16 protein-coding genes are annotated in these 17,690 nt (G+C 36.1%); 4 read left to right on the plus strand and 12 right to left on the minus strand.

The window, feature by feature from the left end:
- Positions 1–14: 14 nt before the first annotated feature.
- Both CP355_RS04920 and CP355_RS04925 read right to left on the minus strand, forming a co-directional pair.
- Positions 15–950, minus strand: coding sequence for a phosphate/phosphite/phosphonate ABC transporter substrate-binding protein (locus tag CP355_RS04920; RefSeq protein WP_025005583.1), 936 nt, complete (start codon positions 948–950; stop codon positions 15–17).
- Positions 951–1,286: 336 nt separating this feature from the next.
- Entirely contained in the window at positions 1,287–1,778 is a 492-nt protein-coding gene (locus CP355_RS04925; RefSeq protein ID WP_025005584.1) for a universal stress protein, read from the minus strand.
- Positions 1,779–1,929: 151 nt separating this feature from the next.
- Here CP355_RS04925 and CP355_RS04930 point away from each other — a divergent pair, with 151 nt between their 5' ends.
- On the plus strand, positions 1,930–2,733 hold the full coding sequence (locus CP355_RS04930; protein ID WP_025005585.1) for a tyrosine-protein phosphatase: 804 nt from the start codon (positions 1,930–1,932) through the stop codon (positions 2,731–2,733).
- A gap of 19 nt (positions 2,734–2,752) precedes the next feature.
- On the opposite strand, the gene CP355_RS04935 is transcribed toward CP355_RS04930, so the two are convergent.
- Positions 2,753–3,250 (minus strand): PTS sugar transporter subunit IIA, encoded by a 498-nt coding sequence (locus CP355_RS04935; RefSeq protein ID WP_098044013.1) that lies wholly within the window; start codon positions 3,248–3,250, stop codon positions 2,753–2,755.
- Positions 3,251–3,366: 116 nt separating this feature from the next.
- On the opposite strand from CP355_RS04935, the gene CP355_RS04940 reads away from it, so the two are divergent.
- Together CP355_RS04940 and CP355_RS04945 are read left to right on the plus strand one after the other, a co-directional pair.
- A complete protein-coding gene (locus CP355_RS04940) occupies positions 3,367–3,843 on the plus strand; it encodes a nucleoside 2-deoxyribosyltransferase (protein WP_025005587.1) in 477 nt (158 codons plus the stop codon).
- A 477-nt stretch (positions 3,844–4,320) separates the two neighbouring features.
- Positions 4,321–7,338, plus strand: a complete 3,018-nt coding sequence (locus tag CP355_RS04945) for a TIM-barrel domain-containing protein (protein WP_098044014.1) — start codon at positions 4,321–4,323, stop codon at positions 7,336–7,338.
- 240 nt (positions 7,339–7,578) lie between these two features.
- On the opposite strand, the gene CP355_RS04955 is transcribed toward CP355_RS04945, so the two are convergent.
- From CP355_RS04955 to CP355_RS04975, 5 genes are all read right to left on the minus strand, one after another.
- On the minus strand, positions 7,579–8,400 hold the full coding sequence (locus tag CP355_RS04955) for an alpha/beta hydrolase (RefSeq protein ID WP_087176537.1): 822 nt from the start codon (positions 8,398–8,400) through the stop codon (positions 7,579–7,581).
- Positions 8,372–9,157 (minus strand): YibE/F family protein, encoded by a 786-nt coding sequence (locus CP355_RS04960; RefSeq protein ID WP_098044015.1) that lies wholly within the window; start codon positions 9,155–9,157, stop codon positions 8,372–8,374. Before CP355_RS04960 ends, CP355_RS04955 begins: the two co-directional genes overlap by 29 nt.
- Positions 9,154–10,287, minus strand: coding sequence for a YibE/F family protein (locus CP355_RS04965; RefSeq protein WP_087236031.1), 1,134 nt, complete (start codon positions 10,285–10,287; stop codon positions 9,154–9,156). The genes CP355_RS04960 and CP355_RS04965 overlap by 4 nt, the downstream gene beginning before the upstream one ends.
- Positions 10,288–10,390: 103 nt before the next feature.
- Positions 10,391–11,131, minus strand: a complete 741-nt coding sequence (locus tag CP355_RS04970; protein WP_087236033.1) for a MerR family transcriptional regulator — start codon at positions 11,129–11,131, stop codon at positions 10,391–10,393.
- Positions 11,132–11,158: 27 nt separating this feature from the next.
- A complete protein-coding gene (locus CP355_RS04975) occupies positions 11,159–12,241 on the minus strand; it encodes a D-alanine--D-alanine ligase family protein (RefSeq protein WP_025005593.1) in 1,083 nt (360 codons plus the stop codon).
- Between the two features lie 154 nt (positions 12,242–12,395).
- Between CP355_RS04975 and CP355_RS04980 the strand changes: the two genes are divergently transcribed.
- Positions 12,396–13,631: a CAP domain-containing protein gene (locus CP355_RS04980; protein ID WP_098044016.1), complete on the plus strand. Its 1,236-nt coding sequence runs from the start codon at positions 12,396–12,398 to the stop codon at positions 13,629–13,631.
- Between the two features lie 37 nt (positions 13,632–13,668).
- Here the strand turns inward: CP355_RS04980 and CP355_RS04985 are convergent, their stop codons facing one another.
- The 4 genes from CP355_RS04985 to CP355_RS05000 form a co-directional block, all read right to left on the minus strand.
- Entirely contained in the window at positions 13,669–14,406 is a 738-nt protein-coding gene (locus tag CP355_RS04985) for an amino acid ABC transporter ATP-binding protein (RefSeq protein ID WP_087176541.1), read from the minus strand.
- On the minus strand, positions 14,399–15,883 hold the full coding sequence (locus tag CP355_RS04990; RefSeq protein ID WP_098044017.1) for an ABC transporter substrate-binding protein/permease: 1,485 nt from the start codon (positions 15,881–15,883) through the stop codon (positions 14,399–14,401). Before CP355_RS04990 ends, CP355_RS04985 begins: the two co-directional genes overlap by 8 nt.
- 125 nt (positions 15,884–16,008) lie before the next feature.
- Complete coding sequence (locus tag CP355_RS04995; protein ID WP_025005596.1) at positions 16,009–16,833, minus strand: hypothetical protein; 825 nt, start codon at positions 16,831–16,833, stop codon at positions 16,009–16,011.
- A gap of 12 nt (positions 16,834–16,845) precedes the next feature.
- Positions 16,846–17,529, minus strand: coding sequence for a TetR/AcrR family transcriptional regulator (locus CP355_RS05000; protein ID WP_098037199.1), 684 nt, complete (start codon positions 17,527–17,529; stop codon positions 16,846–16,848).
- Positions 17,530–17,690: the final 161 nt, after the last annotated feature.

Below are 17,690 nucleotides of genomic sequence, written 5' to 3' on the forward strand. Positions count from 1 at the left end.
CTTAATTAAATTTATTATTTCTTAGTTGATTCAACGATCTTGTCGTATTTACGGATAACGTTGAAGTCACTATCTTTTGCGTATGCGTAACCTTCGTGGCTATATACGCTTTCGATAACTTTCTTACCTTCCTTTGACTTACCTACAGCGATGAATGCCTTAGCAAGCTTCTTACGGAATGACTTAGACATACTTGGAATTACTGAGATAGTGTCGTTAGGAATTGGCTTAGTAAAGTAAATTGGAACAACTTGACTCATGATCTTTGGGTTGTCCTTCTTAACGATGTTACGTGCATCTTCAAAGACGAAGGCTGCATCAGTATCGCCGTTTAATACGTTCAAAACAGCTTGGTCGTGACCAGTAACAGTAACTAACTTACAACTCTTAGTTACGTCCAAACCCTTTTGCTTAAGTTCAGCAACTGGGAATACGTATCCAGCTGATGAAGTTGGGTTTTGAACTGAAATTGACTTACCCTTTAAGTCTTTCCAGTTCTTGATCTTTGAACCCTTCTTAACAAGGATTTCTGCACGATAGCTCTTTACTAATTGGTTAGTTGCTTTACCACCTGGTTGCTTAACACCGTAACGTTCAGCTTGCAAAAGCAAATCAGCTGCGCCTTGCTTGTGAGCTAAAACATAACCATCTGGTGGAAGGAAACCTACATCAACTTTCTTTGATTTCATAGCTTCCACAACGGTGTTGTAGTCAGTTGACATAGAAACGTGAACTGGGATACCCAATCTCTTTGAAAGCATCTTTTCAAGAGGCTTTGCACGGGCTTGCAACTTAGTTGCAGCTTGACTTGGTACAAATTGAATAGTTAATGACTTTGGAGTGTAGTTTTCTTTGTTAGATGAACTACTACTCTTGCTTGAACATGCAGTTGCAACTACCGCAACAAGTAATGCAACTACTGCTACCAAGATTCTTCTAAATCTTTTCATATTGTCCTCCATGAACAAAATAGTGATAAAACAAACAACGCCATAAAAAAAGACTTAATTACGGGGCGACAAAAACGATCAATAATTAAGCCTGATTAATAGCACAGATATTAGTAAAACGAACAGAAAAAACGTCTCCAAAAGCGGAAGACTTGCCGATAACAATAAATTTATTTACATCCTTAAGCAAAACTCATCCACTCCCTTCAGCAGCTCTACGTTCATTTGTTAAAATAATACCAAAAATATTCGGGTTCTATCAAGCCTTTTTAGGAAACTTTTCATTAAAAAATAGCTAGATGAATTTATGTTCATCTAGCTATTAACACTATTTAATTAGTTCTTCTTCATTGTTGGTTTAACTGGGTTGTTAGCCATATCAGTCTTAACAATCAATACATCAGCTAAAGCATGTTGGTTAACGTATTCAGTAACTGAACCCATCAACATTCTTTCAACTGCATTAAGACCTGTTGCACCCATAACGATTAAGTCATTATGGTGGTCTTTGATGAAGTCGTAAGAAATAATACGCTTAGGACTACCATAACGAATATGGTAATCTACATCATCAAAGTTAAAGTTATCATGAGCCCATTTCTTCAAACTCTTCAAATATTCTTCAGAGTCTTGAGTCATTTGGTAAATAGTATCGCCAGAAATCAAAGTGTCTTGCATTTCACCCATAAATTGACGAGTATCGATAACGTTCAATACATCAACGTGAGCACCATCACGTAAACCAACTCGAACAGCCTTATCAAAAGCTCTTTCTGCTGATTCCGAACCATCAACTGGAACTAAAATACTTTCTTTATCTGTTGCCACTTTTCTTCATCTCCTATCCGATTGCTTTATTCTTAATGTTTATTTTAACATAATTTTGTAAGCTATTACTTTTCTAAATAATTGTTTAGGCTCATATTTGTTGCTAAAATAATATGCATGACAACATTTAATTACAGAAAGGAGCATTTTTTTGACCCAAAAATTAATTAATCAATTAATCGGTGTAACCAGTGGCCGCAACTTCCGTGAACTTGGAGGTTATGAAACTTTATCTGGCAAAAAAATCAAGATGCATAAACTTCTTAGAACTGGTAATTTGGCTGATCTATCACCATTTGACAAGCAGTTCTTAACTGATTACGGCGTAAAATATGACGTTGACTTTAGAAGTAAAGAAGAAGTGGATAATCAACCTGATCGCGTTCCAGACGGTGTTGAATACATTTATGATCCCGTCTTTAGCGAAGACTTAACCAATTCATCTAAGAGTCTAAACGATTTGAATAAGCAAGCCGCTAACGATGCTGACTTCGGTTTTGATCACATGCACTATGCTTATGAAGACATGATCGAAAGTGAATCTGCTCAAAATGCATATCGTAAACTTTTTGAAGTCTTGCTCAAAAATGATGGCGAAAACGAAAGCGTCATCTTCCACTGTACTGCTGGTAAAGACAGAACCGGCTTTGGTGCAATGCTAATTTTAAGTGCTTTGGGTGTACCGTTTAGCACTATCAAAAAAGATTACCTTTTAACTAACATTACTACCAAGGACTTCGTTGACAGCATGGTTGAACATGCACGTCAAAACGGTCGTAACGAAAACGTTCTTCAATCAATTCGAGACATTCAAAGTGTCCGTCCTGAATATCTTGATCATGCCATTAAGGTATTGAATGACAAATACGGCAGTATCAATAACTATTTACGTGATGTTATGAAGCTCTCTAGCGCAGACATTATGAAATTACGTGAAATTTACCTTGAAGACTAAAAAAGAAGGCTAGAAAATTCTAGTCTTCTTTTTTCATAAATTTTTGCTTTAAAAATGCATAAATCGCTTGCGGATCGGTAAAATTAAATACTTCCCGCAATTCATTAGCCGGAGTATCAGCCAAGAAATCCATTACGCTAGCTAACAACTTAGCCTGTCCATCAGGATCATTGTCCAAAAGCATAAACAAGAATTTTACTTCTAATGTTTCTTCAGACTTAATCATATTATGAAAAAGAACCGGTTGTTTAAGTGCTACTGGCACAATCAAACGCGTATTTACAAACTCACCTTCCGTGTGCGGCACTGCAATATTAGGAATATTTTGACCTAACGTTTTAGTATCTAAACCGGTAGGAAAATTGTGTTCACGCTCAACAATATGTGATAAGAAGTTACCTTTCACATAGCCTCGCTCAAGCAATTTATCATAAACTTCTTTTAAAACTAAGTCCTGCTTTAATTGATCAGACACAAAAACTGCATCTGAAGCAAAAAGATTTTCAGTATTGGTCATTGAATTTTACCCTCTATTATGGAATTACTATTTTTAGCGTAAGTTAACAAGACGTTTTTTTCAATTGAAAAGATGTTAAAGTTAATTCATCAGCAATTTTTATGAGGGTGAAAATTATGGAAAAGAAAAAGACTTTATATTTTGGTGCCGGTTGGTTCAACGAAAAGCAAAACAAGGCTTACCAAGAAGCTATGGCAGCTTTAAAAGAAAATCCAACAGTTGATTTAGAAAATAGCTACATACCTCTTGATAATCAATACAAGGGTATTCGCGTTGATGAACACCCAGAATACTTACACGATATTGAATGGGCTTCTGCAACCTACAACAACGACCTAGTAGGAATTAAGACTTCTGATATCATGCTTGGCGTATATTTGCCAGAAGAAGAAGACGTTGGCTTAGGTATGGAACTTGGCTACGCTTTATCTCAAGGTAAATACATTTTATTAGTTATTCCTGACGAAGATTACGGCAAGCCAATCAACTTAATGAGCTGGGGCGTCTGCGACAACGCTATTAAGATTAGCGAATTGAAAGACTTCGACTTTAACAAGCCTCGTTACAACTTCTACGATGGTGCTGTATATTAGCAAACTAAATGACCTATCGCTTAAAAACTGCGATAGGTCATTTTTTAATATTATTCGTCATGTATAAATTATCTTTCCTAAATAAATATATTCCAAGCGATTTTCCAAAAAATTATTATTCTATACCCACTTCATATGGAAGTCCGAGTCACTTATGTAAATCATATATCACTTGGCTATATCATTTTATTACTAAGTTGTTGTTTAGCCTTCAATGCCCATTGGTATCACAAGCCTTTCTTTATATCTGACTAACTACACTAACTATGTCATTGGACTCACCTTTTCTTTTTTTATTTTATTTCTTAATTTCTTTACACTCATAATATAGCACATTTTTCTCAAAAGTAAAAGCGCTTACATTAAAATTAGAAATTAAATTTTGATTGACTATTGGCCTTTTAGCATAATTGCACAAAAAGTTAAGATTTTTTCGCTATAATATATGGTAACAAGTTTTATTAGGAAGAAAGCAATATGACACAAAATCAAATAGAAAGACATCAATTAGGTCAACTCATCGGTGCAAATAAACGTGATCATTATTATGAACTTCATTATTCCACTGGAGAAGTTGCTCGTCTTTATATTTTAGCTGACGGAATATTCCGCTATTTCCTTGATCCAGCTAAGGAATTCGACGAAAATCATTCTTCTTTCGTTGACCTGTCTCAATTTAATAATAGTTACTTTGAAAAATCTAAAGCCAAGGCCACAAGTGATTCTTTAATCATTCAAACTGGCAATTACCAATTGATTTTTCAACAAAAACCTGCGGTGATGACTATTTTTGACGAGACTTTACACCGTAGTCGTTTATCTCAACTTAGTCCACTTGAACTAAGCGGCAACCAAACAACAGAAATTCTAAAGCAACACAAAAATGAATTTTACTTTGGTGGTGGGATGCAGAACGGCTACTTTAGTCATAAAGGTCAAGTCATTCAAATCGAACGCGACCACATTACGGGTAAAGGCGGAGTTTTAACCCAAGTACCATTTTTCTGGGCTAACTCCGGTTTTGGTGAATTAAGAAATACTGAAACTACTGGTAGCTATGATTTTGGTAAAACCAATCATGATGCCGCAATCTTAACTCACAATAGTAAGTTATTTGATACATTTTATTTATTAGGCAACTCACCTAAAGATATTTTGGCTAAGTATTACCTTTTGACGGGTAAACCATTAATGCCACCTAAATATGCTTTGGGTCTGGGTCACGTAGGAAACTTTTTGACTACAATGTGGCAGCCGGGGGAAGCTAAAGAACGTAATGCTACCATGTTCGAAGATGGCAACTATTACACTAGAACTTCCAATCCTGAAGACGCTAACGGTAAGGCCTCATTGAATGGAGAAGAAGAATATCAATTCTCCGCTCGTGCAATGGTTGATCGTTACCAAAAAGAGCATTTCAAACTAAGCTGGATTGTTCCTAACTATCAAGTACAAGATATCAATGCGGAAGCAATGACTAGCTTCAGTGATTATGCTGCAAGTAGAGATGTTAATGCTGGCCTTTGGAGTGAAAATCAAACGCCGAAGGCAACTCCAGATACTACGTTTATTCAAACTAACACCAGCGATCCAAAAATTTTGAAAAATGATGCTTTAATTTTACGTGATAATCTTAAGCGTAAAAGACCTCTCATTTTTTCAAATACAGGAATTGCCGGTAGTCAAAATAGAACGATGCTCGCCTTTGGTGATATTGGAGGCAACTGGGAAAATATTCCAACTCAAGTTGCTGGCTTCCTATGTGCTAGTCTATCTGGCCAACCTTTAATTGGTAGTGCCGTAGATGGAACCGCTGGCGGTGGTAATGCTCAAATTAGTATTCGTGATTTTGAATGGAAGACTTTTACACCACTACTCTTCAGTCTTGATGACCAAGGCAAATTCAGTAAAACGCCATTTGCATATAACAATAAGATGACGCAAATCAATCGTGCTTACTTGCAATTGCGTGAACAATTGCAAACTTACATGTACACATTGATCTATCGTGCTCAAGTTGGTGAACCAATCATGCGGCCTTTATTCTTGGAATTCCCACATGAACAAGTCAATTACACCCCACAAGTTAGCCATGAATTTATGCTTGGGCCTAACTTGCTCATTTCACCAATTGTTAATGGCCGAGAAGACGGTAATGGTAATTCTAGAAAAGATAATCTTTATTTACCAAACCACCGTACGATGTGGATTGACCTGTTTGACGGCAAGAAGTATTTAGGTGGTCGAGTTTATAATAAACTTTCATATCCATCTTGGCATTTACCAGTCTTTGTTCGTGGCGGCTCTATCTTTGATTTGGGCGAACGCAACTACGTTCTTTACCCACAAGGTCGCAGCAAGATGGTTACCTATGACGATAATGGTTACAACGATTATTCAAGAAACCATGTTGCTACACAAATTACTAGTGAACTTGAAGCAAGCAAACTCAAGATTACGATTGATCCAACTCAAGGTGACTTCAATACCTTCCAAACAGAAAATACCACTAATTTGAACATCATGTGCGATGGTTATCCTGATGGCTTAACCGTTAAAATTAATGATCAAGTCATCGACATGCAAGAATATGGCACAGTCGATACATTCGCTCATGCTAAGGAAGGATTCTTTTTTAATACAAATTACAGCTGGTTGCCTGAATTTGATCAATATCAAGAAAAGAAGCAAACCGCTTTGCAAATCAAGTTAGCTAAGCGCGACATTACTGATTCCAAGATTGAAATTATTATTCGTAACTTCAAGTATGGTAATGAGACTTTAGTACACGCAATCACTGATTCATTATTGCGTTCACCTAAGCAGCCAGCAGTTGATCCAGAAAAGATCAGCTCACATTCACTAACAGTAGTTTGGCCACAATTGACTGATCAAGTTCAAATTGAAGTTAATGGCATTTTGCATGATGGTATCGATGGTAGCTCATTTACCTTCCATGGATTGGCTCCTAATACTCGTTACAGTATGCGTTTGCGTTATGTTGCTAAAAACAAAGTTTCTGAATGGTCAGATCCATTTGGTGCAATCACTAAACCAGATCCAATGAATTTTGCCATCAGAGATATTCAAACTACTAGTAACATGACTAGTCAAAAAGATCATCCTTTGAAGTATTTGACTGATCTTAAACTCGCTAGTGAATGGGAAACTGTTAATGGCGTCAGTGAAGATCAACCGCTTGAATTAACCTTCAAGTTTAATCAATTGGAACACTTAAGCAGAATGGTTTGGGTTCCAAGAAAGATTGATCATCAAGGTGATCCTATTGAAGTCAGCGTAGAAACTTCTGTTGATGGTACTAACTTTAAACCATATGGCGAACGACTTACTTGGAAATCTGACAGCAAGAATAAGGTTGTTGGTTTAAGAGACGTCGAAGCTAAGGCAATGAGAATCAGAGTTTACAAATCATCTGGTCCGATTGTTGCAGCTGAAGAGGTTATCTTCTTTAAAGAAAAAAAGAATAATGATTAAGCAAAAAGAGCTCTCGATATGAGAACTCTTTTTTATTGCTTCATTTTATGCTTTTTAACCAATGATGATATCCAACCACTAAAGTAAAACAACGTAATTAACACAAATTGCGCATCAATTGAATAAGCAAATAACTTAAAATTCAAGATCAAAGTAATGATCAGCCATACGCAATACAGCGCTTCAAATGGCATGATCAAGCGATCAATTTTACCACAAAGCTGATGACTTAATGCTTTTCTACTCGCCCCATTCGCTTCTCAGCCACTCCATCGCTAAGTTAAACCAATGAGCCGCATGTGGATTTTCCTGCCATTCACGGCCCTTAGTTTGGACGTTATGACGTGCTAAAGAAAAGCCATGATAGCCATGATTGAATAAGTGTGCTTCAGTTTTGACATTATTCTCATTCAAAGCACCAATGTATTCAATGGAATTGCCAATCAAAACAACTGGATCATCCCAAGCTTGGAAAATAAATGTATCTGGTGTTTCACGTGTAACACCTAATGCACTATCTAATAATTCCGGTTCTACTGGCATCTTATCTTTTTGATCATCTGGGATTGGAAAACCAATTTTCTTAATATCGATCAATGGATAACCTAGAATCGTCTTATTAGGCAATACATCATCTTTGTTAAAACCATATTTACTTTGATAATCACTGCTTAAAGCCATGTTATTAGCTGAACTGACCACATGACCACCCGCAGAAAATCCAATCGTTAAAATACGTTTGGGATCCAAATGATACTCATCTGCGTGCTCTCTAAAATATTTAACCGTAGTAAGTACATCAAGACCAGCATCTGGATAAATTTTACCTGGATCTTGTACTAAGTTATATTCCATAACCACGCTATTAAAGCCTTGATTATTAAAAGCGATTGCTACTGGTTCGCCTTCTCTTTTAGATAAATGATTAAAACTCCCACCTGGAACCACAATTGCTAAAGGGCGCTTTTGTTCCACTAATTCTGGATTTTGATCCAGCACATAAGTATGGATCTTAAATTCACGCTTATTAAAATTAGTTATGATCAGATTTTCTACTTTCATTTTTTAGTTCCTTCTTACTCATCCCTCTAGACAACATAAATGATGACAGAGGCACTGTTAAAATAACCCCTATTAAAGAATACATGATAATTAAGGCTTCATTAACAAAAAGTTTTTCATTAAGGACTTCACCAATCGTATAGTGCAAACGGAAATACCATAAAAACAGAGCTAAAAAGCTACCGAACATCCCAAATAAAATTGTGTTCATTGCAGTACCTAGCACGTCAGTACCAATGGCTGTACCGCTACTCATTAATTCTTCTTCGCTGATATTTGGATTATGCTTTTTAATTTCAAGTAAACCTGAACTCATCGCTACTGCTGCTTCCGCAATTGCACCCAAAGTTGAGAAAACTGCAACTGTAACAGCAATCATTGGATAATCTAATCCTGGCATTTGTGATAAACCAACTAATAATTCCCCTGCTTCTGGGCCAAGACCCGCAGCTTGAGCAAAATATTGGCATCCCCAAATAAATAGACTAATAACCAAACACACAATAAAAGCAGAATAAAATGAGTTTTTGGCAACTGTATAATCATGCGTACCTAAGAAAATGATCGTAACAAGTTTTAACGGAATAAAAATCAAAGTTAAAATTGCAATATTAATTCCCCAAGAAATCAGCATTGCTACCAAAATCAGCAATATGGTATTGATTAAAACACTAAAGAAACTCCGGATTCCCGTTTCTCCGCCAACAATTGTCATCAAAATAGCTAAAACAACAATTAATGCCATTAACGTACTCATTTATTCTCACCTTCTTTTTTAAACAAACTCTTCCAATCTCGATCCTTCAAGAAGAATAAACTGCATCCCGTCGCAAAGATAACCGTCAGCACGATCCCGATCGCAGAAATAACACTCTGTGTGGCTCCTAGTGACAGCGTAAACCCAAAAGTAGAAGCTAAAGTATTGTTATCCCTTAAGTACAAAATCGTCTCAGGCAAAGCGCCAGCGATGAAGATTAAAACCAAGACATTGATCAATGGCCCCATGATTTCCTGTCCCATGGTTCGACCACTGTGTACTAATTGCCGAATAGTGATATCTTTTTTAGTTTGGATCAATTCATACAAACTAGAAATAATGTCGGTTGCCTCATCCATGACGGCACCTAAAATTCCGATCAAAGTCTGAGCTAAGAACAACCCACGAGGATCTTGCGTTGCATAATCTCCCGTTTCATATTTCATTTCTGATTCCCCAGTCACATGCATAATTACATAGCATAGAGCAAAAGAAACAAAAATTCCTAAAATAGTTGCTAGCCAAGTTGCTAGCATTTTTTTATTAAATCCTTGAACAATCAATAAACTAAAGAATGACAAAACAATATCAGCTAAACCAAATAGCAAGATAATGTGTGCCCCATTTAGATGAACATCCCAAATAATGACTAAATAGAACAGTGCCCAGCTAATTGCCATAGAAATTACTAATGCAATTGAGTGCATCCCTGATACAGCGATCATTAATGCCACTGTAATTGTAACTACCATCACTAATACCCAATCTCGCTTTGGATTAACAATGGCAGGGTCTCCCTTTTTAATATTGACAAAAATACGCTGACCAGCACGATACTGCTGTGTCGTTAATTGAGAAGGATAATATACATTTTTAGTGGTATATTTTTCTCCTTTATGCTTACCAGATAATACTTTTAAATGTAGAATCTGTTGTCTAGTTTGATCCTGATTCTTATAAACATCCTCATTTTTTTCAATCAAAGTATCTTTAATCTGACTATCTGTAATAACCGCAACCTCATCCTTTTGATAAATATCAGTTGCAAAATAAGTTAATACTGTCAGAATAGCGCCAACAATTGCAGCAATCACTGCAGCTGTATAACGCTTTTTCCATTTAAAATTCAAAGTAACAACTCCCTATTTCTTTTTCATAGTTATTACTGTAAAACAAAAGGCAGCCCGATGTTAGGCTACCTTTAAATTCTTTACTTTTTTGTTTAATTCTTTTTTAAAACTTAAAGATTTTTTGCCACCAATGTTCCTTAGTTTCTGGAAGTTGCATATCTTCTAAGGTACGATGAACATTTGCAGTTGCACGTTTTTTAGCATTTTCCTTTGCTTTAGAAATAATTTCGTCATGCATTTCTTCTTGACTCTTCTGCATGTCTTCCTTTACTTCTTCGCGTTTTTCTGCAGCATCTTTTGGTTTTTCATCGTCATCATCAACAACACCAGAAATATCAGGTAAAGCGGCAATTTTATCGCTATTATCTTTTGGTGCAGCAAGTTGCTTTTGCGCTTCAATTAAATCTTCATTTTGTTTTTGAATGACATTTAATTGCTTTTGCAAAGAACTAATCGCCTCATTTTGATTTGAAATAGTCTTTTGCAAAGTATTCAAAAGCTTAACTACCTGCTGTGTGTCCATCACATCGTTAGAAGTATAGCGAACAGGTTCTTTGACTTTAGGCTCTTCACCTTTTTCACTAACAGCATAAATTTGACGAGCCGCCTCTTGCAAAGTCAAGCCACTATTCTTGGACAAGTGATGGAAAGCCTTCAGATCGTCAATATCCTTTTGATGATATAGACGTGCTTTCTGCTTGGTCCGGGCAAAATAGTTTGAATTGCCCGTTACTTTTTCCACAATTAAAGAATATTTTCTCAGTGTGGCTACACTTATTCCTAATTCTTTTGCAGCTGCCTTAGGTGCAGCGAGTTCTTCAAAATCATGCTTATTAGTCGTCATTAAAATCTACCTCTATAAAATTCGGTATTAATCGTGCTTATGAAGCAAAGTCTTCTTATGGTCAAAGCGTTCCATTCCTACTTCAATTAAACGCGTAATTAATTCAGTGTAAGGAACTCCTGCTTCTTCAAACAACTTAGGATACATACTGATATTAGTAAAACCTGGAAGGGCATTAACTTCAGTCAATACTACTTTACCACCTGGAGTAAGCATAGAGTCAATTCTAGCCATACCACTACATTCAGTAACTTCATAAACCTTACGAGCATTTCTTCTTACAGTGTCAATAATTTCTTGTGGCAAATCTGCAGGGATTTGTAACTTAGAAGTTGAATTGTCATCGTATTTGTTCTTATAGCTGTAGAATGAGCCTTTTGCATTGGTGATTTGTCCTACACCTGCTACAATTGGCTTGTCGTTACCGAGAACGGCAGTTTCTACTTCAGTACCAGGAACAGTTTCTTCAACTAATACCTTATCATCGTATTTAAATGCTTCTTTTAATGCTGCTGCATATTCATCAGCGTTAGTTACATGGCTAACACCAACTGATGAACCTTGGTTAGATGGCTTAACAAACATGTCACGACCGAGTTTTTCAGCAACCTTTTCATAATCAAGTTTATCATTATTTTTGTCATCGTATTCAAAGCGTTTAATTGCGATCCAGTCAGCAACAGGAACGCCAACCCTTTGAGCTAAAATTTTGGTAAATTCCTTGTCCATAGTTACAGCAGCAGCTAAGACATCATCACCAACAAATGGCTTATTCATCAAACGGAATAAACCTTGTAAAACACCGTCTTCGCCTAAGTTACCGTGAACAATAGGGAAAAAGACATCGATTTCTGGTAAGTTTTCTAATTCAATTAAATTAGAAATATTATGAACCTTGTGTGGGTTCTTTACTTGATATGAAGGATCTTCCAAAACTTTGAAACTTTCTTCTTCGTTTGCAAAGTAACCTTCATTAGTAATCCAAATTGGGTGTACATCAAATTTTTCTTTATCGATTGCTTTATAAATGTTACGACCTGAAACAATTGATACTTCATATTCTGATGAGTTACCACCAAAAATTAATCCAACTTGTGTTTTTTTAGTCATTGTTTTATACCTCTTTTAAATGTTACCAAACCTTTATTATACGCAAAGAATACCAGAAAAACTTAAAATTATAGAATATTTTTCACTAAAGCCTTTTCACAATAGTTTATAATTAGTTAAATAGACTACAAGATCCTAGAAGGGAGTTAAAAATATGCTTCTACGGAAAATCTCGATCACTACAATTGCAGTGATTTTATGTGTGCCATTTATTGGACAGACTGCAAAAGGTGCAACTTTTACTACTCAAGAGATTAATGAAGTGCACAATTTTCAAAAAGAATACGGCAATCTCAATAAAACTCGCTATAATATTAAAAATATTTACGCTAAAAAGCCACATTTAAAGAAGAATTTTAATGCAGGAGCTTTAAATCCAAAATATATTCAAACACAAGTCGATTACATTAATTATTATCGTTCCCTATTTGGCTTACCAAATGTAACTGCAACCACTACTTTTAACAATAATGCTCAAAAAACTGCGGCAGTAATGGCTGCTATCAATGCTAATCCTTTTGTTAATCAACATGGTCTCCCTAGTGAGAAAAGACCTAGCTATATTTCAAAGGGAATGTGGAAATTAGCTAAAGATACTTCTGAAACATCAAATCTGAATTTCAACGTTTCACATCAATCTGCCGGTGACGTTATCACAGATTTAGTGACTGACCACTATAACTTAACTGGATCAGATACAGGCCACCGTGCTTGGCTTCTTTCAACCCGGTTAACCACTACTGGAATCGGAGCAGCATACGGCAAAAACGGCTATCGTTATTCGGTCCAAAAGGTGCTCAACACTAACGATATGTTTCGAACTGCTAGTCAGCCTGTAGTTGCCTACCCTAGCATGCGATTATTTCCAGTAGAACTGGCTAAAGGGAATAAAACTGTTTGGTCAATTTATTTATCTGACAAGACTGTGAACTCCAAACCAGAAATATCTATTAAAGATTTAGATACTGGTATCACAACTATCGCTACTCACGTTAAAAATTATAGTTCTAGCGGCTATGGCAACTTTAAAACAATCATCACCTATTCACCAGCAAGTACACAAATTATAGCTGGACATGAATATGAGGTTGATATTAAGGGCGTTTATAAATATACCTTCAAGCTATTCAAGCAAGATGGTACTAACGATACTACTAATTACGCCACGGCTCCTGTAGCTCACCAATCCACCACTTCTTTAAGTAATAAAACGGAAGTGCAGTCACCTTTACTAAAGCAAAATAAAATTCTGCGTGCTGTTATTATGCCTAGGGCTGCAATTCTGCCAAATCAATCCAACAATTTACTTAATACTTTAGCTATAGACGGATGGCATCAAAATTTTTTTATAAGACAGTACGCATTCAAAAATCTCATCATCACAGAATGAAATAAAAAAATCCAAGCGTTTGCTTGGATTTTTTAGTTTATAAAACTTTGGATAAGAAATCTTTAGCACGATCACTAGTAGGATGACCGAAGACCTCTTCAGGAGTTCCTTTTTCTTGCAAGTAACCATCCGCCATAAACCAGATTTCATCAGCCACTTCACGAGCAAAGCCCATTTCATGGGTCACAATTACCATTGTCATCCCTGAATTAGCTAAATCTTGCATTGTCTTTAAAACTTCCCCAACCATTTCAGGATCAAGTGCACTAGTAGGTTCATCAAATAGCATCACTTCAGGATCCATCGCTAAAGCTCTAGCGATCGCTACACGTTGCTGTTGGCCACCAGATAAACTAGCAGGAAATTGCTGCGCACGGTCAGCCAATCCTACTTTTTCTAAAAGCTCTAAGCCTTTTTGTTCAGCTTTTTTTTCACTGATACCTTTAACTTTCATTGGCGCAAGCTTTACATTTTCAATTACATTCATATTAGGGAAAAGATTGAAGTTTTGGAAAACCATGCCCATTTTTTCTCGTAATTGATCTAATTCTTTGCCATCTTTTAAACTAGCTAAATCCGTACCATCAAAAACAATCTTCCCAGCTGTAGGATGTTCCAATACATTTAAACAGCGTAAAAAAGTACTTTTACCAGAACCAGATGGGCCGATAATACAAATTACCTGCCCTTTATTTACGGTTGCTGAAATATCTTTTAATACTTCATTTTCACCAAAGGTCTTTTTTAAATGTTGAATATCAATCATTTTAGTCATTGTGTTTCATCCGTCTTTCGAAATAGTTAAGCAGTCTAGTCAAAGTAAAGGTCATGATGAAGTAAATAATCATCGCAATGAATAATGGCAACACACCACGGTAAGTTGAGGTTTGAATAAGTTCAGTTTGGTACATTAATTCTGTTACCCCAATTACGGAAACTAATGAACTGTCCTTAAGTAAAGTGATAAATTCATTACCTAAAGCTGGCCAAATATTTTTCAATGCTTGCGGGATAATTACATAACGGTATGCCTTGGCTTGACTTAAACCAAGAGATCTAGCTGCCTCAGTTTGACCCTTAGCAACTGAAGCAATACCTGATCTAATATCTTCAGCAACATAGGCTCCTGAGTTAAGTCCAATCGCAATAATACCAGCAACTAAGGCAGATAAGTTTGAAATAAGAGCACCAACACCAAAGTAAACGAACAGAATCTGAACCATCTGCGGCGTACCACGAATAAATTCAATGTAGCAAACCGCAATCCAGTGCAAAAGCTTGTTTTGTGACAAACGCATTAGGGCTAAAAGCATCCCCAATACGATACCAATTAAAACGGAGAAGACAGTGATAATAATGGTGTATTCGATCCCCTTAACAAAGTATGGAGCATATTTTGCCATTGTATTAGCCTTTTGTGCCGTCTTCATGTATTTTGCAGCTTCAGGCAAATACTTTTTGTTGATCAAATCATCTTTTTCAACGCGCTTAATTGTCTTATTAACTGCCTTCACTAAGCCGGATTGTCCCTTAGCAATAGCTACCGCGTTCCCAGCTTGTTCTTCACGTAAATCGCTTCTAACAGCCATCAAGCTATTGTCATTTTTAGCATATGCTTTAGCAGTTAATTCTTCCATTACCACACCTGACATTTTGCCAGACTTCAAAGCCAAAACTAAGTTATTGATCTTGCCTAAACCCTTGGCTTTAGACTTCTTCATTTGAGACTGAATCAATTGATATTGAATACTCCCAGTTTGAGCACCAACAGTTTGACCAGCAAAGTCTTTAATCTTCTTATACTTAGCTTGATCGCGCTTATTAATTAAAAAATACTCACCACTTGGCTTGTAATAAATCTGTGAGAAGTCTACACTCTTTTTTCTTTCAGGATTTGGCGTCATAGCAGAAATAACCATGTCAACCTTGCCTGTTTCAAGCGCTATTAATAGAGAATCAAAGCTCATATTTTTAATTACAAGCTTAGCGTGCAGATCCTTGGCAATATCCTTAGCTAGTTCAATATCTACCCCTACATACTTGGTATTGCCATTTACACTAGTAGTAAATTCAAGTGGCGGGTAATCCGCAGAGGTGCCCACTACTAATTCTTTCGACTGCTTAATCTTTTTCATTACAGAGTCGCTTGCTACCTTTTTATCCGCGGCAGCAACTGGTCGATTAAACAAAAAAAGAGTCGAAATTATTGTAATGAAAGCAAGAAACAAATTAATAATCTTTGCCTTTTTCATAAAATTCGCCTATTCTTTCGTTAAATATACCTAAAATTTGTTAATTATTTTTTAATTATATACAGATACTTCGTTATTATGCAAGAAAAACCGTAATCATAGTTACATGATTACGGTTTCTAAACTTATTTAGTTGAAGTAGCTTGCCAAGGAATGGCACAAATAACATAAATAATTGCACCGACAATGACATATTCCAAGAAAACACTACTGCCAATTTCAAGAATTGAACCAAATTCAATGTTATCTACATCAAAAATTACAGGAACTAGCGCTAGTAACCCTGATATCAGAATTAGCCAAAATCCGGCCCACATTCCCGCAGCAGTTGCATTATGAATCAGCACTCGCGTTGAAGCTTTAGATTTCATATCATTAATTAATGAAATCAGAGTAATAATAGTCACAATCACAATGATTACATTAACGATTAATAATAAACTAGCAATATTGGCACCAAGTGTCACAATATTTAAGTTAAATGCCTTAACAATTGCATAAGGAGCATTAGCACCTTGTTTTTTTAGTTTATTATTGATCACTTGTGCTCCACTTGAAGAGCCTTTATCAATTCCTTGATTAATATCCGTTAAAATCTGTTGAGCAAGACTTAAATTATTAACCTTAAACCAGTGAATGCCTAACGTATAATCAATTATATGGTCGGCAATTGGCTGGGTTTGTGCCTGTGCAAGTAGATTTGCGTCATCTTCGTCGCGAGCATTAATTACATCTGCCAAAACATCAAAATTTTTATTAACTTGGCGTACAATAACGGCTTGATTGTAACTAGTCCTGATTTGTTTTTTCATAAAAATAGGATTCAGAAAAGTTGCCGTTATCAATGTTAAAGCCGCAGCCAAAAAGATCACAAAAGCCATCATGCGTTTATACTGGCCAGCTTGTTCTTGCCCCATTCGTCGCAAATTGGCTCTTCTGCCTTCAACCATCACGATTCCCCTTTAGCTGAAAATTTCTTTACCTTCATCAAACATCGTATCAATTGCACGGTGAACAACTTCCATATCAGCTGATTCGATGATTTCATGTCCCTCTTTTAGAGCTTGATCAATTTCACGAGAAGAACAATGCAAGAAACTAAACATTAATGCACTCGTAGCATAGTCTGCAAGAGCCTCTGCTGATAAGTGGTGCTTCTTACGATCATGGTAAAGCCGTCCGATACCACTAGTTACAAATGCAATCCCCGTTTCAAGCTCGTCTTCATCAACATCAACGTCGTCAAATAAATGATTGATATTGATCCAATCATTAAGCATTACGCCCCAGTTATCCAGGGTTGCATTGCTGACAAAGGCTTCTGAAATAATTCGATCAAGACCTTCATCATGCATCCCTAAAACTGCAATAGTATAAATAAAAGCCTTAGTTCTTGCATATGGTGCATTACTATTAGCCATATCGTAATTATTTACTTGTTGTCCTAAAGTATTAAAAAGATTACGAATAATGTCATTAGTTAACTTGGCTTTATGAGGATAATATGACTGCAGCAGGGACTTTGAAATGCCTGATTTTTCTGCAATCATTTGCAAAGAAACATTATCCATTCCATTTTCTCTGATTAAATGAAAAGTATTGCCAAGAATAACTCTCCGTCTTTTCATATTTTTCCGTCGTGCCATGGTTATTCCTCTATCTTTCTCTTTCTATCTATACAACACAAATCAATTATACCAATCATTGCTATTTGTAAATAGTTTTATGACTTAAACTTAAATAAAAAATAATGGCGGATTGTAAAATCAAATTGAACACTTCGTTCAAATATTAAAAAAAGTCCATT

The organism is Lactobacillus sp. UMNPBX4, from assembly GCF_002554115.1.
Lineage (GTDB): Bacteria > Bacillota > Bacilli > Lactobacillales > Lactobacillaceae > Lactobacillus > Lactobacillus gallinarum.